Here is a 22,643-nt window from a genome sequence, read left to right as displayed (position 1 = left end):
ATTAATTAGATAATAATTAACCGATATATTCTAAACCTTTCATGTATGGGCGTAACACTTCTGGAATTTCAATACGGCCATCAGCCATTTGATAGTTTTCCATAATTGCGACTAAAGTACGACCTACTGCTAAGCCCGAACCATTTAAAGTGTGAACTAACTGGATCTTCTTATCACCTTTAGAACGGAAGCGAGCTTGCATACGACGTGCTTGGAAATCCCACATATTTGAACATGAAGAGATTTCACGGTAAGTATTTTGAGCTGGTACCCAAACTTCTAAGTCGTAAGTTTTACGTGAACCAAAGCCCATATCGCCAGTGCAAAGTACCACTTTACGGTAAGGTAGATTCAGTAATTGCAGTACTTTTTCAGCATGACCAGTCAGCTCTTCTAATGCTTCCATTGATTTTTCAGGATGAGCGATTTGAACTAGCTCAACTTTATCAAATTGGTGCATACGAATTAAACCACGAGTATCACGACCATAAGAACCTGCTTCTGAACGGAAGCATGGTGTGTGAGCTGTCATTTTCAATGGCAAGTCGTCTTCTTCAAGAATGACGTCTCTTACCATATTTGTCACAGGCACTTCCGCTGTTGGAATAAGTGCGTATTGGCTTTCTGCTTCTTCTTCTAACGGTTTAGTGTGGAATAAGTCTTCACTAAATTTAGGTAACTGACCTGTACCGTACAGAGTTGCGTGGTTAACCAAGTAAGGAACATACATTTCTTGGTAGCCGTGCTCTTCTGTGTGCAGATCCAACATAAATTGTGTAATAGCACGATGTAAACGTGCAACTTGACCTTTCATCACAACAAAACGTGAACCGGTAATTTTTACCGCAGAAGCAAAATCTAAACCATCTGTTAGCTCACCTAAAGTCACATGATCTTTTAATTCAAAATCATAAGTTTTTGGTGTGCCCCAACGAGAAACTTCAACGTTTTCGCTGTCATCTTTGCCATTTGGAACAGCATCATCTGGCATATTTGGGATAGTTAAAACGTAATCACGAATTTCCGCTTGAAGCACTTCAAGTTCGGCTTTTGCAGCTTCAAGTTTTTCACCTAACAGGTTAACTTCTTGACGAAGTGGCTCAATATCTTCACCACGCGCTTTTGCCGCACCAATGGACTTCGATCGGGAATTACGTTCTGCTTGCAGGGATTCAGTTTCAACCTGTAACACCTTACGGCGTTCTTCTTGTTGACGAATTTTTTCCACATTGAGGATGAATCCCCTGCGAGCCAGTTTTTCGGCGACCGCGTCTAGCTCATTACGCAGTAGATTTGGATCGAGCATGCTTATCCTGTGCTTATTGATAGATTAATAAAAACCTTCTCTCCTATCTTATAAAAAAGATATCTGAGACAAGGCATAGTTAAGAAATTAATGATAATTGAATAACCTTACCGCATCTTTACATTTTGCGATAGCGTTTTGTCGTACTATTTTGATCTTGTTGAGTAAGCCAGTCTAATTTCTCTGCAAGCTTGATCTCTAACCCTCTTTTCACTGGGTAATAGTACTGTGTATCAGCCATTTCTTTAGGAAAATAGACCTCACCAGCAGCATAAGCATTAGGCTCGTCATGAGCGTACCGATATTCAGCACCAAGCCCCATTTCTTTCATTAATTTTGTTGGTGCATTACGCAAATGCTCAGGTACATCATAATCAGGTTTACTTTTAGCGTCAGCAATGGCTGCTTTAAATGCAGTGTAAACAGCATTACTTTTGGGAGCACAAGCCAGATATACAATTGCTTGAGCAATAGCGCGCTCACCTTCGGCGGGACCAACACGCGTGAAACAATCCCATGCAGCTATTGCCACTTGCATAGCACGAGGATCGGCGTTTCCCACATCTTCTGACGCAATCGCCAATAAGCGACGAGCAACATAAAGCGGATCACCGCCGGCTGTTATGATCCTTGCATACCAATAAAGAGCAGCATCAGGCGCTGATCCCCTGACTGATTTATGTAATGCAGAAATAAGATCGTAAAAGCGATCACCTTTATTATCAAAACGAGCACTTCGTTCACCACTGATTTCTGTCAGTAATGCTGGTGTTAATACTCGTTTTCCTTGATTATCAACTTCAGCGATATCCGCCATCATTTCAAGCAAATTTAATGAACGGCGCGCATCACCATTAACCAATTGTGCAATCATTTTGCGTGTATCATCTGGCAGAATAATATTACGTCCGCCTAAACCCCGTTCAGGATCGTCCAGCGCTTGTTGTAGCACTTGCTCAATATCAGCTTCGGTTAATGAACGTAATAAATAAACTCTTGCTCTGGATAGCAATGCTGAATTTAATTCAAAAGAGGGATTTTCTGTTGTTGCGCCAATAAAAGTGATTGTACCGTCTTCAATATGAGGCAAAAAGGCATCTTGTTGGCTCTTATTAAAACGATGAACTTCATCAACGAACAGGATCGTTCTACGCCCTGCATTGCGATTTTGGCGCGCAATTTCAATAGATTCTCTAATTTCTTTAATACCCGATGTCACCGCAGATAATCGTTCTATATCAGCTTGTGCATAGCGACCAATGATCTCAGCAAGGGTAGTTTTACCCGTACCAGGAGGTCCCCATAAGATCATGGAATGCAATTGACCTGCTTTAATCGCTCGAGGTAATGGTTTACCTTCGGCAAGTAAATGAGTTTGTCCGATATATTGTTCCAACGTTTCAGGTCGCATTCTTGCGGCTAAAGGTTGGAACTCATTGCGTGAAAAATCGAGTGATAAATTACTCAAAATATCCTCACTGACGTTGGTCATCCACAGTCACACCCGCTGGAGGAGTAAAGCGAAACGCGGATGCATCGATTGGTGCGGCAGTCTGTGCAGTCAATTGATAATTGCTTACTTGACCGTCTTGTTCTGTAGCTGCAAATTGCTGAATTTGTCCGTTAGGTAATACAGTTATCGTAAAATGTTTTAAGTTATTTTCTACTTTAGGTGTTAACTCAAAACGATCACCAGACTGTTTCACGTCATAGTTTTGCCACTCTTTACTGTCATTACGGGCGATCAGCATAAAAGGCGTATTGGTTGTAGCACTTTCCAACCAAGTTGCTGTAACTTGCTCGACAAAAGGATTGTAAAACCACAATGTTTTACCATCAGAGATCAATGTGCTCTCATCCGGTGCTGTCATGTGCCAATTAAACAAATCAGGGCGTTGTACTTTTAAACTGCCTTCCCCTTTTTGGATAAGTGAGCCTTCATTGCTGGTCACGGTTTGACTAAAGTTTGCTTGAAAACTATTTACTTTATTTAATCGTTGTTGCAAATCCTGACGTGCATCAGCCCAAGCGGCTTGGCTACTAAATAATGTCATCGCACACACTGTAAATAATACTTTTTTCATTCTACAAGCCTCGGCATGAGATAACGCCGACATAATGTCGGCGCATAAATTATTGATGATGTTGTGCAGATTATCATGCTATCTCATTAGCTGATAACTGTGTTTTCAAGATATTACATATCTGAAGGTGGTGGCGAAAGGACATCACGTGTATTGTTGTGATTTGGCGCACTGACAATACCTTGCATTTCCATTTGTTCCACAATTCTTGCTGCACGATTATAGCCAATTCTAAATTGACGTTGCACTCCAGAAATAGAAACACGTTGTTTTTCAACCACAAATTCTACAGCTTGGTCAAATAACGGATCAAGCTCTTCGCCATCGTCATATCCACCACCACTATTACCTTCACCTTCTTCACTGCATTTAGTAATAGCTTCAATATACTGAGGACGACCGCGTGCTTTCCAGTCGGTTGCGACTGCATGAACTTCATCATCACTCACAAAAGCACCGTGAACACGCTCAGGTACAAAACCATTAGGTGCATAAAGCATATCCCCCATACCTAGTAATGATTCTGCACCACCTTGGTCTAAGATAGTTCGAGAGTCGATTTTACTCGATACAGTAAACGCAATGCGGCTAGGAATATTGGCTTTAATTAACCCAGTAATGATATCAACGGAAGGTCTTTGCGTTGCAAGCACAAGGTGAATACCCGCAGCACGCGCTTTTTGTGCTAAACGTGCAATCAGCTCTTCGACTTTCTTACCTGCTGTCATCATTAAATCAGCAAATTCATCAACAACAACCACGATATAAGGCTCTTTTTCCAACGTTGGCATTTCTGTTGCCATACTGTCTGTTGGTTTCCAGAATGGATCTGGAATTGGCCGTCCCATCGCTTCTGCTTCTTTAATTCTTTCGTTATAACCTGCAAGATTACGCACACCCAATGCCGACATCAGTTTATAACGGCGTTCCATTTCAGCCACACTCCAACGCAGAGCACTTGCGGCATCTTTCATATCGGTAACGACTTCTGTTAGAAGATGTGGAATACCTTCATAAACCGAAAGCTCAAGCATTTTAGGGTCAATCATAATAAAGCGAACATCTTCTGGTTTCGCTTTATAGAGAATGCTGATGATCATCGCATTCACACCGACAGATTTACCTGAACCTGTTGTACCAGCAACAAGTAAGTGAGGCATTTTAGCCAGATTAGCAACAACTGGCTGACCACCGATATCTTTACCTAAAACAACAGTCAATGGAGAACGGCTATCACGAAATGCATCGCTATCTAACAACTCACGCATATAGACGGTTTGACGTTTTTTGTTAGGTAATTCCAGCCCTACATAAGGTTTGCCCGGAATAACTTCAACAATACGTACTGCAATAGCAGACAATGAACGAGCTAAGTCGCGTGATAAATTTGATATACGCGCAGCTTTTACACCTGGTGCAAGTTCAAGTTCAAAACGAGTGATAACAGGCCCTGGTGAAATGCCAACCACCTTGGCTTTAACACGGTAATCATTAAGACGAGCTTCAATAAGTTTACCAATACGCTCAAGCTCAAACATATCAACAGGTTCATCTTCTACTGGTGGCGTTGTTAGTAGATCCAGAGAAGGCATTGGCGTTGTTGGCTTCAGCAATGGTCTATCATTACGCATCAAGAATGGGTGAATTAACGATTCTTGCTGTTGCTGTTGCTGTTGCTGTTGCTGTTGCTGTTGCTGTTGCTGTTGCTGTTGCTGTTGCTGTTGCTGTTGCTGTTGCTGTTGCTGTGCAAAATGCTGAGCCATATTAGGCTGAGGCTCAATACGTGATTGAGGTACAGCTTGTGGCGTAACAGGTTCTGAAACAATCGGTGTAAACACTGGCTCTATCGGATCTTCATCCAATAGATCATCAATTGGCGAGAACGCCTCTAATGCTGTGAGCTCTCTTTCTAACTCAATTTTAGGGCTGTATTCTTCCTCTTCTTCATCACGAGGCGAAATTTGTAGAAATGCATTGCTGGCTGGGTATTCAACTTTTTTCTCAATAGTTTGAGTCGGTTGCGCTGATTGTGAAGCGAATGAATGTTGAATATGAGGTTGATAACCCGTTGTTGCTTGCAATGAAGGTGCTGATGTTGATATTTGAGGTAAAACCTCATCTTCGTTATCATCTAACGAAACATCATCACCATAACGATCCTGCAATTGTTGCTTAAATTGTGCTGCTAATTGTTGCTGATATTGCTCATCTTCATCAATATCGCTGTTATTCTCTTCTGTGGAAGAGAACGTATTCGCGGTAACCGTTGGTTCATCACGATAATCATCTTGTTGATGATCAAATGAAGGTAATGGTGTTGTAATATTTGGCTGATGGGCTCCAATAATAGCTTCAGGATCAACACTATCGTTCTCACCATAACGTTCGCGTTGCTGTTCGAGGAATTGCTGACGCAACTCTTGTTCGAAATTCGCTTGTTCTTGAATATCAGCTAACTCATCTTCAGATTCAGATTGAACGGCTTCCTCACGACGACGCAATTCAGCTTCGCGTTGTGAAGGTATATGAATGCCATAAAGCTCACGGCGTGTTGGCAATCGCACTGGATTTGGGCGTGGTAATTCAGGGCCTAATCCTTGTTTAACTTGAGAGCCATGACTAACAAGAGCACTCGTTGCTGCCACACCTGCTGCCACTGTAGCTGCTTGCGTTAAAGGGTCTGTATCAGGTGCTAACGAGAATGTAGGTTCAGCTCTGGCAGGCATTACACTATCTGTTGATACGGACGATGGCTGTGCCATAGGTTCATTATCAAACGGCATCACAGAAGGTATATTCTTTTCTGGTATTGAGTAAACTGAACTTGAAGGCGCATTGACTTCTGATTGAGCTTCTTTTTTCAAAAATGCTTCTGGAATATCAAAACGGTAATGTTCTGGCTCTTCCTCTGTATGAGTTGGTTGTGAAACCGTTGCTGGCACAAGAGGATCAGCTTGCGTCAATGTTTGCGCATGTCCATCTGCTATGTCATTTGTTGCAGAGAAAGATGGCAAATCATCTTCTTGTTCTGCTTTAACTTGTAATGTGTCTATCTCTTGCTGACGAGCTAGCTCAAGTGCTGAAGGCGCAGAAAATAAAATATCATCACTCTCTTCTGTTGCTAATTCAGATTGCTGATTTTCTTTTTGATTTAAATTATCAGCTAATTCTGTAACAACGTCTTGAGTATCATCTTCCTCTTCTTCATCCTCGTAATCAGCTTCATTTTGGCCTCTATTGGTAATAAAACCAACACTTCCCAAAATAACGGCACCAATCTTTTCTGTGATTGTTAACCAAGACCAGCCGGTAAACAGTGTAAAGCCAATAGCCCAAACAGATAACAGAGCAAGAGTAGCACCTAAAACATTAAACCACGGTAATAGGGCTTTGCTAAACAAACTTCCAATAACACCACCAGAGCTGAAATTATAGATATCATCAAAATTAAGATCAGCCAATGCACAAGAGGTAAAGATCAGAGCCAAAGCACCAATCGTGCGTAGTGCAAGGGAAAAGAAGTCAGTGTATTCACGATTTTGTTGGTAGCGTAGAGAATTCCAGCACCCAAAAACCACGACGACAGGAATTGCATAGGCAAGTAAACCAAATGCAGAAAATAGAATATCAGCTAACCATGCTCCAATACTACCGCCTAAATTTTGAATAGGCTCATTCCAAGTGGTTTGTGACCAGCTAGGATCAGAGGGATGAAAGCTAAGTAATGAAACCATTAAAAAGACAGCGCCAATGCCGATGAGGATGAGAATAGCCTCCCAAATACGGCGACGGTTGCTTATCTTTGTTAAACGAATATTTTTATCTTCTGTATATTCCTGGCTCAAAGAGGGCTCTCCAGGTTTAACTTAGGGTGAATTAAAACGGAACAACGCTGAGATATCCCAGCGTTGAAACTGTATGCATAGACAGGAGTGTACCTAACTTTTTCCTGCTTTGCACCAACCTATTAAGTTGGCTTAGCGAGTTTTAATTACAAGACGGTTACTTTGTTTAACTTCTTCCATAACCACGTATGTACGTGTGTCATTAACGCCTGGAAGACGTAACAGTGTTTCACCGAGTAATTTACGGTAAGCGGACATATCAGGTACACGAGTTTTCAACAGATAGTCAAAATCACCAGAAACTAAATGGCATTCTTGGATTTCTTCAAGTTTTTGAACAGCCATATTGAATTGTTCAAAAACATCTGGTGCACCACGGTTTAATGTGATTTCCACGAATACTAGTAATGATGCATCTAAGTAATGTGGGTTTAACAGTGCAGTATAACCAGAAATAAATCCTTGGCGTTCTAAACGACGTACACGCTCTAAACAAGGCGTTGGTGATAAACCTACACGTTTAGATAGCTCAACGTTTGAAATACGACCATCTTTTTGAAGCTCATTTAGAATATTCCGGTCTATTCTATCAAGATCTTTACCCGGACGTTTTTTATTATCAATCATCTCTATACTCTCTTTCTCTTTTTCTCTTACTTTATTTTCCTATACCCATACCTGTACACCTTCAGCATCACTGTCGAAACTTCGGTATCAAACGGTCAGAGCAAACTACCAATCTATTTTCTTTTAATGCCAGATAAAAGTTCTATTTTATCCAAATACTCATTAGCAAATATCACAAAGTAACTATCCTATGCCCTGTCTGTCTAAAAAATAATACGTACAACATCCGAGGATAATTATCTTTAACAATCATGTTTTCGCAAATGTACAGCGGATTGTCAAAGCAAATGAGTAAAAATCAGAACAAGGCGCTATGTTATTCTCTATATACGCAAGATAAACATCAATTGTAAAGCAAAATGTTTCAGGTTAATTCGATGATGTTAGCCCAATATAACTCTATAATTATTAAACTATATTAGTATTAACTATTGCTAAAATAGCTAAAATATTATGTCTATTTCTCGTCATTGGCTTTTTTTAACGTCTTATTTCTCCTACAATCCCTCAATTCGCATCACGCCTAATCAGAGATGAGGTATACATGAGCACCATCAAACATAGCAAACTTATTATTTTAGGTTCAGGCCCTGCGGGTTATACCGCCGCCGTTTATGCTGCAAGAGCAAACTTAGAACCAGTACTGATTACGGGTGTTGAAAAAGGCGGTCAGCTGACAACGACAACAGAAGTCGAAAACTGGCCCGGTGACCCAGAAGGGTTAACAGGTCCTGGATTAATGGACCGCATGTTTCAGCACGCTGAAAAATTTAATACAGAGATTATCTCTGACCATATTAATAAAGTCGATCTGAAAAACCGTCCATTCCGCCTATTTGGTGATGAACAAGAATACACTTGTGATGCATTAATTATCGCAACAGGTGCTTCTGCACGTTATATCGGTTTACCTTCAGAAGAATCTTTTAAAGGCCGAGGCGTTTCGGCTTGTGCAACGTGTGACGGATTTTTCTATCGTAACCAGAAAGTCGCTGTTGTCGGTGGCGGAAATACCGCTGTGGAAGAAGCTCTTTATTTAGCGAATATCGCATCAGAAGTTCATCTGATCCACCGCCGTGATTCTTTCCGTTCTGAAAAAATCTTAATTAACCGTTTAATGGACAAAGTCAACAGTGGCAATATTATTTTGCATACTGATCGCACCTTAGACGAAGTTCTTGGCGATGATATGGGTGTAACTAAAGTTCGCTTAAAAGATACTAAGAGCGATAAAACCGAAGAATTAGAGGTTATGGGTGTCTTTATTGCTATTGGACATAGCCCTAATACCGCTATTTTTGATGGTCAATTAGAATTAGACAATGGTTACATCAAAGTACAATCAGGTACTCAAGGTAATGCAACACAAACCTCTATCGAGGGTGTTTTTGCAGCAGGTGACGTAATGGATCACATTTATCGTCAAGCAATTACCTCCGCAGGTACAGGCTGTATGGCTGCTTTAGATGCAGAACGTTACTTAGACGCACTAAAATCCAACTAAAATCATCACTTCCTTTCAAGGCGCTATTTCAGTAGCGCCTTTTACCATGTAACATACTAGCCTGGTTGCCAAAGCGTATAACTACTTACCCTTGGCCTTTCTGATACTGTGTATCTCACCTGCAAATTTGAATCTTTTCTTATGGATAAAACTAAACAAAGTGAATTGGTTCGATGGCTGAAACAGCAAAGTGCTCCAGCCCGCCGATGGCTACGGCTATCAATGATCTTAGGTGTTGTAAGCGGTTTATTAATTATTGCACAAGCATGGTTATTAGCTGTTTTACTTCAAGCATTTATCATGGACAGTCTGAGTCGTGATATACATATACCTACCTTTCTCACCCTTATTGGTATTTTTATCTTACGCGCTGTAGTGATGGCGATAAGAGAGCGTGTAGGTTATCGATGTGGTATGGCAGTCAGGCAACAAATTCGTAAAATTGTGCTTGATAAACTTGAAGAGCTAGGTCCTGTTTGGGTTAAAGGCAAACCCGCAGGGAGTTGGGCAACAATTATTCTAGAGCAAATAGAAGATATGCAAGATTACTATGCGCGTTATATTCCGCAAATGTATCTTTCTACTATTGTGCCTATTCTTATCCTTATCACCATTTTCCCTGTTAACTGGGCTGCTGCCTTGATTCTATTTTTCACCGCCCCACTGATCCCGCTATTTATGGCATTAGTTGGATTAGGTGCAGCAGATGCTAACCGCAGAAACTTCCTCGCATTAGGTCGTTTAAGTGGTAACTTCCTAGATAGATTAAGAGGGCTAGATACATTACGGTTATTTAACCGTGGTAATGCAGAAGTTAAACAAATCACCGAAGCAACAGAAGATTTCCGCAAACGTACAATGGAAGTGCTAAGAATGGCATTTCTTTCGTCAGGCGTATTGGAATTCTTTACCGCTGTTTCTATCGCTGTTGTGGCTGTTTACTTTGGTTTTTCTTACTTAGGTGAACTTAGTTTCGGTAGTTATGGCTTAGGTGTCACACTATTCTCAGGCTTTTTGGCGCTGATCTTAGCCCCTGAATTTTTTCAACCTTTGCGTGATTTAGGAACTTACTATCATGCCAAAGCACAAGCCATTGGCGCCGCAGAATCTCTGGTTGAATTTTTAGAAGCCGATGGTGAAAAGCCACAATTCACAGGTAATGAGCGCATCGACACAACAGAAAGTATTGAGATTACAGCTCATGAACTAGAAATTCTATCTCATCAAGGTGTTAAACTCGCAGGTCCATTAAACTTTACCATTAACCCTAATCAACGAATTGCGATTGTGGGCCTAAGTGGTGCAGGCAAAAGCTCGCTATTAAATGCGCTACTCGGCTTTTTACCTTATCGTGGCTCATTAAAAGTTAATGGCGTTGAATTGACGCAACTCTCACCTGAAGCATGGCGTCAATGTTTAAGCTGGGTTGGTCAAAATCCTAATTTACCAGAACAAACCTTGCTAGATAATATTCGCTTAAGTAATCCTAATGCCAGCAATGAACAAATCAATCTTGCCATTGAAAAAGCGTATGTCAGCGATTTTATTAATGAGTTACCTGACGGCTTAAATACGATTATTGGCGATAGTGCTGCACGCCTTTCTGTTGGTCAGGCTCAGCGTATTGCTGTTGCTCGTGCTTTATTGTCGCCTTGTCAATTTTTGTTATTAGATGAACCCGCAGCAAGCCTTGATTCTCATAGTGAACAACGTGTCATGCATGCGCTTAATAACGCTTCATTAAATCAAACAACCTTGCTTATTACCCATCTACTTGAAGAAACATTGGGTTACGACCAAATTTGGGTGATGGAAAAAGGTCAGATTATTGAAACTGGCACTTATGCATCATTAAGCCAACAGAACGGCACTTTTGCTCGCCTTCTTGCTCATCGTAAAGAGGAACTTTAATCATGAGAGTATTGCTTCCTTTTCTTGCGCTCTATCGACGTCACTGGTTTATGTTATTGCTGGGGATTATCCTTGCAATTCTGACGTTACTGGCGAGTATTGGTCTTTTAACACTATCGGGCTGGTTTTTAGCAGGTACATCTCTTGCGGGATTTGCGGGTATTTATAGCTTTAACTATATGCTACCCGCAGCGGGTGTTCGAGGTGCTGCAATTTTTCGTACTGCGGGTCGTTATTTTGAAAGGCTTGTCAGCCATGACGCAACGTTTCGCGTATTATCGCACCTACGTGTATTCACCTTTAAAAAGATCCTCCCTCTTTCGCCAGGTGGAATTGCACGTTTTCGTCAAGGTGAGTTACTAAACCGCTTAGTTGCTGATGTTGAAACGCTCGATCATCTTTATATTCGCGTTATTTCCCCTATCATTGCCGCTTTTGTTGTCATTATGACAATTATGTTTGGCCTTGGTTTAATCGATGCACGTTTAGCCAATACGCTAGGTGGCATTATGCTTACCTTGCTGATTGTTTTGCCTTTCGTATTCTACTACGCGGGTAAACCTATTGGTCGTGATCTCACCGATTTACGAGGTCAATACCGCACAGTATTAACTAGCATGTTGCAAGGACAAGCCGAGCTAACTGTTTTTGGCGCATTACCTCGTTTTAGACAAAATCTGGCGCAACTTGAAGCTAAATGGCTACATAGACAAGCACAACAAGCAAATTTAACTGGTTTATCGCAATCATTGATGATCCTCGCATCAGGCCTAACAGCAACATTAATTTTATGGCTGGCGGCTGATGGTATCGACAATAGCTTTATGCCAGAAGCGTTAATTGCCTTATTTACGTTCTGTGCATTGGCAGCATTTGAATCTTTAGCGCCTGTTACTGTCGCTTTCCAGCATTTAGGTCAAGTGATGACATCAGCAACACGAATTTCTCATTTAATTGAGCAAAAACCCGATGTCACTTTCCCTGAAAAAGGGGGAGAAAAAAATAATCGCGCCACACTTACAATGCACAATATTTGCTTTACTTATCCAGCCCAACCAATGCAAGTGATCAATCATGTTGATTTAACGATTGAAGCTGGACAACACATTGCATTACTAGGAAAAACAGGGTGTGGTAAATCGACGCTATTGCAGTTGATCAATCGAGCTTTTGATCCGACTCACGGCACTATCAGTTTAAATAATCTGCCTATTGCTGATTATGATGAAGCGACATTACGTTCAATGATGTCAGTTGTTCCTCAACGTGTTCATGTTTTTAGTCATACATTAAGAGAAAACTTAACAATGGCTAAAGAAGATGCAACAGATGAAGAGATTAAACATGTTCTTCAGCAAGTTGGTCTTGGGCAACTACTTGAAAATGAGGAAGGCTTAAATGCATGGATGGGTGATGGTGGTAGACAGCTCTCTGGTGGCGAACAGCGACGTTTAGGACTTGCAAGAGCCCTACTCCATAATGCACCTCTTGTATTGCTTGATGAGCCAACAGAAGGCCTTGATGCCGATACAGAACAGCAAATCCTTGTACTCTTGCATCAGCATTGCCAAGGTAAAGCTGTATTAATGATCACACACAGACTTCACGGTTTAGATAAAATGGATAAAATCTGCGTTATGGATGGCGGAAAAATCGTTGAAACAGGCACTCATGCTTCATTGTTACAACAACAAGGACATTATGCTAAATTTCATCAAAGACAGGCTCTATTAACACCAACGCACGAGGCATAATATGCCGTTGTTTCAATTGGATGATAATGATTTAGATTTTCCAGAGCCTCACTTAGCTTTAAAAGAGCCTAATGGTTTATTAGCGATAGGGGGAGAAATCTCCCTTTCACGATTACGTGTTGCGTATCAATCGGGTATTTTCCCTTGGTACTTTCCTTATGAAGAACCACTTTGGTGGTCACCTGATCCAAGGGCCGTTTTACCAGCTGGTGATTTGCATATTGGGCGCAGTTTACGTAAATTTATTCGGCACCAGCCTTATAAAATCACGTTAAATCATGCCTTTGCTTCAGTTATTGAGGCTTGTTCTGTACGTGAAGAAGGTACGTGGATAGGCCCTGATATAAAAACAGGTTATGAAGGGCTTCATCAACAAGGTGAAGCTCACTCTGTTGAGGTTTGGGAAGGTGATGAACTCGTTGGAGGATTATATGGTGTAAACATGGGTGCCGTTTTTTGTGGCGAATCTATGTTTAGCCGTAGAGATAACGCCTCTAAATGTGCCTTTATTGCTTTTTATAACCATTTTCTTCGTTATGGGGGTCAACTATTTGATTGTCAGGTGCTAAACTCTCATACTGCCTCGTTAGGTGCCACTGAGATCTCTCGTGAACATTATTTAGTTGCGTTATCTCGTTGGAAAAAAGTGATTATTGATAAAAAGTGTTGGTATCAGCAATCGTTGGAATTATAATCACTGCTTGTTTTTGTAAAGCCCTTCTTATTTAAGACAGAATCGAGAATGCCATTCTGTTATTTATGCAAAAAAGGTTTATACAAAAATTTTATCTTACACACCCATTATGTGGTTTGGGTGCTGTTATTTTATTGCTACAAATACCACAAAATAAAGAATTACGACTTCTGTTATTACTTTTACTTTAGCAAAGTAAAACGCAAGTTGCGGTAAGGATGTTAAGTGCAATAGCAAGGTGAACACCATTGCTATCCAATAACATTCCTTTACATAGGACAATATTTTCGGCATTATCTTGCCGTTTAAAAAATATGGTTATTAAAACTTAGAGGATTAGATGGCCAAAGAAGACAACATTGAAATGCAAGGCACTGTACTGGATACTCTGCCAAACACGATGTTCCGCGTTGAATTAGAAAACGGACACGTCGTTACCGCTCATATCTCAGGAAAAATGCGTAAAAACTATATTCGTATCCTGACAGGCGACAAGGTTACCGTTGAGCTGACCCCATATGACCTGAGCAAAGGCCGTATCATCTTCCGTAGCCGTTGATCCCAATCTGTTCTCTCCCGCTATTGTCATATAACGGGTGAAAAAAACACCACAGGCAAGGCATTTATTGATGCTCACCTGTGGTGTATGCTTTTATAGTTGAGATTAACCGCTATCCTTAGATAACGGTATCTTCATTCTTGGCTAGTTTTTCTTGGCTAACAAACTCATAATTCAATTTGCTTGCCAGCTTATCTAGTGTTACAGAAACTGAACCACCATTAACAAGAGAACCAAATAAAATCTCGTTAGCTAATGGTTTTTTCAAGTTTTCTTGAATAACACGCGCCATTGGCCTTGCGCCCATCGCTCTGTCATAACCTTTATCACATAACCATTGACGTGCTTCTTGGCTAACTTCTAGAGATACCCCTTTATCATCTAACTGCACTTGCAGTTCGACAATAAATTTATCCACCACCATAGAGATAATTTCTGGTGATAATGCATTAAACCAAATAATACTATCTAAACGGTTACGGAACTCTGGTGAGAAGGCTTTTTTGATTTCAACCATCGCATCAGTACTGTTATCTTGCTCTGTAAACCCAATCGATTTACGTTGAGTTTCACGTACACCCGCATTGGTTGTCATCACTAAAATAACATTACGAAAATCTGCTTTACGTCCATTGTTATCAGTTAATGTACCGTTATCCATTACCTGTAACAGGATATTGAATACATCAGGGTGTGCTTTCTCAATTTCATCAAGTAACACAACAGAATATGGGTTTTTAATGACAGCGTCTGTTAATAATCCACCTTGATCAAAACCAACATAACCAGGAGGAGCACCAATTAAACGACTGACCGTATGTCTTTCCATATATTCCGACATATCAAAACGTAACAGTTTTACATTTAATGCGTTTGCTAACTGTACAGTGACTTCCGTTTTACCTACCCCCGTAGGACCAGCAAATAAGAACGACCCCACGGGTTTATTATCTTGGCTTAATCCTGCACGGCTCATCTTAATCGATTCAGATAAGGCATGAATTGCTTGATCCTGACCGAATACCAACATTTTTAATTGGTTATCGAGATTTTTCAGCATTGATTTATCACTGCTAGAAACTGTTTTTTCAGGAATTCGTGCAATTTTAGCCACGACCGACTCAATATCAGAGACATTAATGGTTTTCTTACGTTTGCTTGGTGCAACTAAACGTGTTTTTGCACCTGCTTCGTCGATGACATCAATAGCTTTATCAGGTAGATGTCTATCGGTGATGTATTTAACCGATAAGTCCACCGCGGCCTGAATCGCTTTATTGGTATAACGTACATCATGGTGCGCTTCGTATTTCTGGCGCAATCCTTTAATGATCAAAACCGTCTCATCTGGAGATGGCTCAGTCACATCAATTTTTTGGAAACGACGCGCAAGTGCTCTGTCTTTTTCAAAGATATTGCTAAATTCCTGATAAGTCGTAGAGCCTATAACGCGAATTCGACCACCTGACAGTAAAGGCTTAATTAAATTTGCCGCATCAACTTGTCCCCCCGATGCTGCTCCTGCACCAATAATGGTGTGGATCTCATCAATGAATAAGATGCTTTTTTCATCTTTTTCTAGGGTTTTCAGTAATGCTTTAAACCGTTTTTCGAAATCGCCACGATATTTTGTTCCCGCTAATAGCGAACCAATATCGAGTGAGTAAATCGTGTAACCTTTCATCACATCAGGTACATCATCTTGCTCAATACGCCATGCAAGCCCTTCTGCGATAGCTGTTTTACCGACACCCGATTCGCCCACTAATAATGGGTTATTCTTGCGACGGCGGCATAACACTTGGATTGTTCTTTCTAATTCAGCTTGGCGCCCAATTAGGGGATCAATTTTACCTTGGCGCGCTAACTGATTAAGGTTAGTGGTAAAATTATCCATATGATCGTCACCTTGAGGCATCTCTTGTTGAGATTGTGCGTTCATATCATTCATGTCAGAAAGATCTTCGTTTTGTTGATCTTCTTTTGAAATGCCATGAGAAATAAAGTTAACGACATCAAGGCGACTAACGTCGTGTTTACGTAATAAGTAAGCTGCGTGAGACTCTTGTTCACTAAAAATAGCCACCAGCACATTAGCGCCAGAGACTTCATTTTTGCCTGATGATTGAACATGAAAAACAGCGCGCTGTAATACACGCTGAAAACTCAGCGTTGGCTGTGTTTCTCTGTCCACATTTTCAGGCAGAATTGGGGTCGTTTTACGAATAAAGACTTCAAGTTCTTCGCGTAAGACTACTAGATCGACTTTACAAGCTTCCAATGCTTCGCGTGCCGATTTATTACTTAATAGCGCCAACAACAGGTGCTCTACAGTCATAAATTCGTGTCTGTTATCACGGGCTTTCGCGAATGCAACATTAAGACTCAGCTCTAATTCGTGATTAAGCATAAGCACCTCCTCCTTAAAAAACTAACCGGATTATGCCTGTTCAAGAGTGCACAAAAGTGGGTATTCGTTTTCTCTTGCATACAGATTAACTTGAGCCACTTTTGTTTCGGCAATATCCGCACTATAAACCCCACAAACTCCTTTTCCTTTATGATGAACGTCCAACATAATTTGCGTTGCTTTTTCCTCGCTAAGGAAAAAATACATCGTAAGCACTTCTACAACAAAATCCATGGGGGTGTAATCATCATTATTCAAGATCACCTTATACATTGCTGGTGGCTCATTTAGCTGATGAACATCATCCCTTAACGTGGTTTCTGTTAAAAAATCAAACTGACCCATTGTTTTGCATTACTCATAGTTTTGTTAAACGTCACTTTCAATTATGACATTTAGTTTACCATCTCACAGGAAAGTCTGCCTATCAACGCTTTTTTATTCCCTCTTTTTACATCCAAAAAATAACAAAGCGTTAGCTACATCAAAATTTCGCCTCATTGAAACACTTTCTATCCCCTTCACCTCTTGACGACTTAAACAATAAAATAGAGTATGTTTTATGAACAGCTCAGTAAATATACTGAAAGTGATGTTAAACAAATAAATACAAGTATATGAGAGAAGCTAAGTATGGAGACAGGTACAGTAAAGTGGTTCAATAATGCTAAGGGTTTTGGTTTTATTACCCCGGCAAATGGTGGCGAAGATATTTTTGCCCACTATTCAACAATTAGAATGGAAGGCTACCGCACACTTAAAGCGGGACAGAAAGTTAATTATAGCACGATAAAAGGACCTAAAGGTGATCATGCTGACCTTATCATTCCTATTATTGAATAGAGGATAATTGACAGTATAGATAAACCCAATAAAAATACCTTTTACACAATGCAGTTCGATACTTTTAATTTAAAAGAATGCCTAATTCATTCAAATAAAAGCCCTTTCTATTAAGGGCTTTTATCTTATGGCTTGCGTTATTCTCTCGCGAGAGCATCTATTGGATTCATTTTTGCTGCACTTCTTGCAGGTAAAAATCCGAAAATAATTCCAATAGCAGTTGAACAGATAAACGCACTGACTAAGGCAATAGGCTGGAAAACAAAATGCCAATCAGGCAACATCACACTGGCAATCATTGCGATACCAAATGAAAGACCAATCCCTAATAATCCACCCACTAAACAAACTAAAACAGATTCGATAAGAAATTGCTGCATCACATCACTCGCTCTGGCACCAACCGCCATTCTAATTCCTATTTCTCGTGTTCTCTCAGTTACGGAAACCAACATAATATTCATTACACCAATACCACCAACCACCAACGAAATAACAGCAACTAATGTCAGAAACAGTTGCATTGTCTGTGTGGTTTTTTCAGCGGCTTTCAACAAGCTGTCGATGTTATAGGTGAAAATATCTTTCTTACCATGTCTAATCGTTAATAGGCGAAGTATTTGCTGCTCTGCCACACTCGCATCATAGCCCTCTTTCGCCCTTACTGTGATGTTATCAAGGTAAGCCCGATTTAAAATTCGGCTATTTAATGTGCTGTAAGGTACCCATACTCGTAATGACTTATTATCACCAAAATTCGATTTTTGTTCAGCAACCACCCCTATAATCGTAGAGGGAATATTACGGATAATAATTTGCTCACCAATCACCTCTTTTTTAGTAGGAAAAAATCGGCGTAATGTATTTTGATCAATCACTACAACTTGAGCTTGCCGTTGGATCATATCAGGTGTAAATGAATGTCCTTGAGCGAATTTCATGGCATAGACAGAAAAATAATCATCACTGACACCCGCAACAGTGGCAGGTGAGTCTTGATTTCCACGACGTAATCGCGTACTAAATTGCACCTGTGGTGTCACCGCTTGTATGTAGGATTGTTGCTTTAGTGCGTAGACATCTTGGATAGTTAATGATTGCCTATCTTCAGGCGAATCACTGCCGAAATCTTTCCCAGGATAGATATCAATAGTATTAGAGCCAATAGCTTTTATATCTGCCAGCACCATGCTTTTAGCTGCATCGCCAATCACAATAATAGTGACGACAGAGGCGATACCAATAATAATGCCGAGCATCGTTAGCAAAGTGCGTACTTTATTCACAACCATTGCACGCCAAGCCATATCTAATGCTTGTGTGAAACGCCCAAATATTTGCCCTAAATAAGAAGAAGCTAAAACAGAGGTTGTCTCTTTTTTAACTTTATTTGCTGTTATTTGATGGTAATTATCATTAATAATCTTACCATCTTTTATTTCTATAATTCGCTCAGCCTGTGCCGCAATTAACGGATCATGGGTTACGATAATAACCGTATGCCCTTGTTCATTTAATTGCTTAAGAATGGACATCACCTCTTTACCAGAATGGCTATCCAATGCTCCTGTCGGCTCATCGGCAAGAATGACTTCCCCACCATTCATTAATGCTCTAGCGATACTTACACGCTGTTGCTGACCGCCAGAGAGTTGATTAGGGCGATAATCAACGCGATCACCTAATCCTAAGCGCGTTAATAATTCACGAGCCCTTTCTTTTCTTTGAGTGGCATTTTTATCTGCATAAATTGCAGGAATTTCAACATTCTGTTCTGCATTTAAATGCGACATTAAATGGTAGCGTTGGAAGATAAAACCAAAATGCTCACGGCGTAATGCAGCAAGTTGATCGCCTTCCATTTTCGCAACACTTTGACCTGCAACTTTGTATTCACCGCTACTTGGTTTATCTAAGCAACCTAAAATATTCATTAAAGTCGATTTACCGGAGCCAGAAGCGCCAATAATCGCCACCATTTCTCCGGCATTAATCGTTAATGAAATTTTATTGAGAACAACGGTTTCTTCTTCACCATTCGTATATAAACGGCTAACCTCATTGAGCTCTAATAATGCAGGCATCATGCTTCTCCTGAAGTTTCACCCAGAATAACCTCATCGTTTTCTTTCAATCCGCTGAGAACTTCTGCATAAACATCAGTACGCATTCCTATTTTTACTGTGCGTCTTTCTGGCTGACCATTAACCAATACATCAACATAATATTCATTAATTCCAGCATCATCACCTAACACAGAAAGCGGGACGAGAAGCACATCTTTCTTATTTTCAATAAGAATTTTAACTTGTGCCGTCATTTGTAAACGTAATAAGTGTTGGTCATTAGGCACTTCGAAACGTGCATAGTAAAAAATGGCATCATTAATTTTTTCAGGTGTGGGTAAAACATCTTTTAACTTACCGCTAAAGGCTTTATCTGGCGCACCTAGAACGGTAAAAGAGGCGATGAGATCAGGTTTTAAATAGATAACATCTGCCTCTGATACTTCTGCTTTTACTAGCATTGTGTCTAAGTCAGCTAAAGTTAAAATAGTCGGCGCTTCTTGCGCTGCAATCACCGTTTGACCTTCAAGGGTTTTAATAAACGTGACAACACCATCCATAGGTGCCGTAATACGCGTATATTGCAGATTTGTTTTTGCTGTATCTAAAGTCGCTTGGTTCTTTTTAATTTGCGCTTCATAAGTGATGATGCGTGCTTTTTTCACTTCAACATCGGTTTTAGTGCGATCAAGCTCTTCTTGTGCAATCACATGGGTAGCAATCAACTTTAATTGTCGTTGATATGTCAATTGTGCCAAGCGCAATTCAGCCTGTGCTTGTTGAAGGTTGGCTTTTAATTCATTGTTTGTTTCTTGAGATTCAATGACGTCATTTTGCGCTTTTTTAGGATCAATAATCGCCAATAAATCACCTTTTTTAACAACATCCCCTTCTTTTACATATAAAGTTTGTAGCTGACCACTAACCTGCGCACCGACATCAACTTTACGCACAGCATCAAGCTTACCTGTTGCGGTCACTTCTTTTGCCAGATCACCGCGTGTAATTGTTTGAGTTTGATAGGTGGGTGTATTTTCTCTCGGCCAGAAAAAATACATCGCAATTGCCACAATAATCAAAATAAGGGTGATCACTTTCCCTTGCTTTTTTAAAGATAAAAAAGCCATAAAATATCCTTCTAATACAATAAGACTAAATAAAAGCCGTGAGATTGAGTTGCAACTTAATGCCACAACTCAATATTAAGATCAGTAATTACGCAATAATTCACTTATTGGCGAACTTAATTAATTCGCTTTGCCTCGGGCAAGCCATGCAACACGAGAAAACATACTTTTCAGTATTGAAGGGATGGAGTCTACTCCACGTTGAGCCGCATTATTAGCCACCATTAGTGCGAGATCAGGCTTGGATGAACGTTGAATTGCTTTAATGATCACGCGTCGAGTTGGCCATTTTTCATTATCTGGCACACCTGCGACATCATGATATACATTGCGAAAGCCTTCTTTGTATAAAAAGTGTTCCATATCTAACGCAGGAAGCTTCGTTAATCTATCACGCTCTGCATCATTGCTTTTTAACGCAAAATCCTTAACGGTAGCGGCATATTTCTTACCTGCTTCATCACCATCCACTAAGGTATGCCATTCTATCCCCATATAAGTTGCGTACTTTAATAATGGCTTAAGCCCACATTGAGCAAACTCAATGACTTTTATTCCTTCCGCTTCAAAGAAATAATTACATTGCCTTGCCAATTCGTTCATTAACCAAATCTCTGTTTCACCTTCTACCAATAACCAACAACGCGCAAATAACGCAGAAGGTCGGTTATAACGAATATGAAATGAGATACGCCGCTCTTCATCAGAATGTAGTTGCTGACCTCCAACACGGTAAGCAGCAACTTTATCGGTATCACGCACTAAACGGCAAACGCTCTGCAACGGTGCTAGTGAAAGCAGTTCACCTGAGTTTGTGGTTGTGATCCGTTGTAATGAGAAAAGATTGAGTAATCCCCAAGCCACCGAAAGCATAATAGGATGTAAACGCGTTTCTGGGTTTTCAACAATCACGATAGGTCTTGCATACGGATCCAGCGCAACACTACCACGAGACTGTAAAATAGAAGAAAACATCCCCAAGATAATTAATCGAATACTTCTCTGATTGGGTTTTGCCAACACTTTATTGATATTTTCTAACGCATGCCAGCCGCGTACATGAGGCTCGTTGACTTTGCTATGGCGAGAGTGAGATTTGAACAGCAACGAACCGTGATCTGCAAAATAGTGCCCTAACAGTTGTTGCATTGCATCAAGGCCTTCACGTAAATCCTCATCTGATAACTCGTCAGGATTTTTGACTAACGCTTTGGTTAACTCGCTCATTTTGTTATTAAACGCTTCTCGATGAGGGCTGTTGTGAGAATCGATAACGTCAGAGGCAAGATCACGTACAAAACGCGCATCTTGTAAGCGGAGAACAGGATAAAGCCTAACAATCTCTGCAATGATTTCTTGAGTTTGTCCATTAGGTAAGCGAATTTGCTTTCCTTCTTTATCAAGAAAATAGCGGAATGTTTTTACATTTTTCTGCTCATCCAGTTCAGCACTGATGCGATAATAGATATGTTTAAGATCGTCACCATTTTCAACCCATACAGGCGCTATTTTATGGAAACGATAAGAACGATGACGTCCTGGGCGAGATTCGGTAAACGTTAAAATAATTTGTAGGCTTTTTTTGCCATTTTCTTCAGGTTCATTCGGCAAACGATGGAAATCTTCAGGTGTAAATGCATATTGATAGGTTTCAATACCTAAACTGAGTGTTAATGCATCAAGTAATGAGCTTTTACCCCACGCATTTTCACCCACTAAGACTGTATTCATATCAAGAGGTAATGAGAGACGATTAAGTCCACGGAATCCAACTATTTCCACTCTTTCTAAATACATAAATTCCCTCGCAAGTTATGACTAAGCTCTGGTTTTATTTTATGCTTTCTATCTTAATTTTATGCTTAATCAGCTAATAATTTCACTTAATGGATGTTTTCATTAATATCACAGTT

The 22,643-nt window shown here is 40.3% G+C and carries 16 protein-coding genes; 6 read left to right on the top strand and 10 right to left on the bottom strand.

The window, feature by feature from the left end; translation table 11 throughout:
• Positions 1 to 16: 16 nt before the first annotated feature.
• From serS to lrp, 5 genes are all read right to left on the bottom strand, one after another.
• Complete coding sequence (gene serS, locus ACNART_RS07295) at positions 17 to 1,306, bottom strand: serine--tRNA ligase (protein WP_109373512.1); 1,290 nt, start codon at positions 1,304 to 1,306, stop codon at positions 17 to 19.
• A gap of 118 nt (positions 1,307 to 1,424) precedes the next feature.
• Positions 1,425 to 2,774: a replication-associated recombination protein A gene (locus ACNART_RS07290; RefSeq protein WP_198620527.1), complete on the bottom strand. Its 1,350-nt coding sequence runs from the start codon at positions 2,772 to 2,774 to the stop codon at positions 1,425 to 1,427.
• 7 nt (positions 2,775 to 2,781) lie between these two features.
• Positions 2,782 to 3,390 (bottom strand): outer membrane lipoprotein chaperone LolA, encoded by a 609-nt coding sequence (lolA, locus tag ACNART_RS07285; RefSeq protein WP_368927111.1) that lies wholly within the window; start codon positions 3,388 to 3,390, stop codon positions 2,782 to 2,784.
• 113 nt (positions 3,391 to 3,503) lie between these two features.
• Positions 3,504 to 7,124 carry a DNA translocase FtsK 4TM domain-containing protein gene (locus ACNART_RS07280; protein WP_416303575.1) on the bottom strand — a complete coding sequence of 1,207 codons (3,621 nt, stop codon included), beginning with the start codon at positions 7,122 to 7,124 and terminating at the stop codon, positions 3,504 to 3,506.
• Positions 7,125 to 7,367: 243 nt separating this feature from the next.
• The gene (gene lrp, locus ACNART_RS07275; RefSeq protein ID WP_004244566.1) at positions 7,368 to 7,862 is read right to left on the bottom strand and encodes a leucine-responsive transcriptional regulator Lrp; all 495 of its coding nucleotides are present in this window, start codon (positions 7,860 to 7,862) and stop codon (positions 7,368 to 7,370) included.
• Positions 7,863 to 8,406: 544 nt separating this feature from the next.
• Between lrp and trxB the strand changes: the two genes are divergently transcribed.
• The 5 genes from trxB (at position 8,407) to infA (ending at position 14,284) form a co-directional block, all read left to right on the top strand.
• The gene (gene trxB / locus ACNART_RS07270) at positions 8,407 to 9,366 is read left to right on the top strand and encodes a thioredoxin-disulfide reductase (protein ID WP_109373510.1); all 960 of its coding nucleotides are present in this window, start codon (positions 8,407 to 8,409) and stop codon (positions 9,364 to 9,366) included.
• A 141-nt stretch (positions 9,367 to 9,507) separates the two neighbouring features.
• Complete coding sequence (gene cydD / locus ACNART_RS07265) at positions 9,508 to 11,277, top strand: heme ABC transporter permease/ATP-binding protein CydD (protein WP_198626161.1); 1,770 nt, start codon at positions 9,508 to 9,510, stop codon at positions 11,275 to 11,277.
• Between the two features lie 2 nt (positions 11,278 to 11,279).
• Positions 11,280 to 13,031, top strand: coding sequence for a heme ABC transporter ATP-binding protein/permease CydC (gene cydC / locus ACNART_RS07260; protein WP_368927114.1), 1,752 nt, complete (start codon positions 11,280 to 11,282; stop codon positions 13,029 to 13,031).
• A 1-nt stretch (position 13,032) separates the two neighbouring features.
• Entirely contained in the window at positions 13,033 to 13,725 is a 693-nt protein-coding gene (aat, locus tag ACNART_RS07255; RefSeq protein ID WP_198620491.1) for a leucyl/phenylalanyl-tRNA--protein transferase, read from the top strand.
• Between the two features lie 340 nt (positions 13,726 to 14,065).
• A complete protein-coding gene (infA, locus tag ACNART_RS07250; protein ID WP_004244560.1) occupies positions 14,066 to 14,284 on the top strand; it encodes a translation initiation factor IF-1 in 219 nt (72 codons plus the stop codon).
• Between the two features lie 118 nt (positions 14,285 to 14,402).
• Here infA and clpA read toward each other — a convergent pair whose 3' ends face one another.
• Together clpA and clpS are read right to left on the bottom strand one after the other, a co-directional pair.
• Positions 14,403 to 16,694 carry an ATP-dependent Clp protease ATP-binding subunit ClpA gene (gene clpA / locus ACNART_RS07245; RefSeq protein ID WP_198629734.1) on the bottom strand — a complete coding sequence of 764 codons (2,292 nt, stop codon included), beginning with the start codon at positions 16,692 to 16,694 and terminating at the stop codon, positions 14,403 to 14,405.
• A 30-nt stretch (positions 16,695 to 16,724) separates the two neighbouring features.
• Positions 16,725 to 17,039, bottom strand: coding sequence for an ATP-dependent Clp protease adapter ClpS (gene clpS, locus ACNART_RS07240; RefSeq protein WP_109373506.1), 315 nt, complete (start codon positions 17,037 to 17,039; stop codon positions 16,725 to 16,727).
• Between the two features lie 288 nt (positions 17,040 to 17,327).
• Here clpS and cspD point away from each other — a divergent pair, with 288 nt between their 5' ends.
• Positions 17,328 to 17,537, top strand: a complete 210-nt coding sequence (cspD, locus tag ACNART_RS07235) for a cold shock domain-containing protein CspD (RefSeq protein ID WP_109373505.1) — start codon at positions 17,328 to 17,330, stop codon at positions 17,535 to 17,537.
• 137 nt (positions 17,538 to 17,674) lie between these two features.
• Here the strand turns inward: cspD and macB are convergent, their stop codons facing one another.
• The 3 genes from macB to ACNART_RS07220 form a co-directional block, all read right to left on the bottom strand.
• The gene (gene macB, locus ACNART_RS07230; RefSeq protein WP_198632335.1) at positions 17,675 to 19,621 is read right to left on the bottom strand and encodes a macrolide ABC transporter ATP-binding protein/permease MacB; all 1,947 of its coding nucleotides are present in this window, start codon (positions 19,619 to 19,621) and stop codon (positions 17,675 to 17,677) included.
• The gene (gene macA, locus ACNART_RS07225; protein WP_416303486.1) at positions 19,621 to 20,730 is read right to left on the bottom strand and encodes a macrolide transporter subunit MacA; all 1,110 of its coding nucleotides are present in this window, start codon (positions 20,728 to 20,730) and stop codon (positions 19,621 to 19,623) included. Before macA ends, macB begins: the two co-directional genes overlap by 1 nt.
• 120 nt (positions 20,731 to 20,850) lie before the next feature.
• Positions 20,851 to 22,527 carry an ATP-dependent nuclease gene (locus ACNART_RS07220; RefSeq protein WP_198632268.1) on the bottom strand — a complete coding sequence of 559 codons (1,677 nt, stop codon included), beginning with the start codon at positions 22,525 to 22,527 and terminating at the stop codon, positions 20,851 to 20,853.
• Between the last annotated feature and the right edge of the window lie 116 nt (positions 22,528 to 22,643).

The sequence above is a fragment of the Proteus sp. LHD240705 genome (genome assembly GCF_047921555.1).
In the GTDB taxonomy this organism is placed as follows: Bacteria; Pseudomonadota; Gammaproteobacteria; order Enterobacterales; family Enterobacteriaceae; genus Proteus.
The sequence above is the reverse complement of the archived record's forward strand: the minus strand, read 5'-3'. Positions and strand labels throughout refer to the sequence as shown.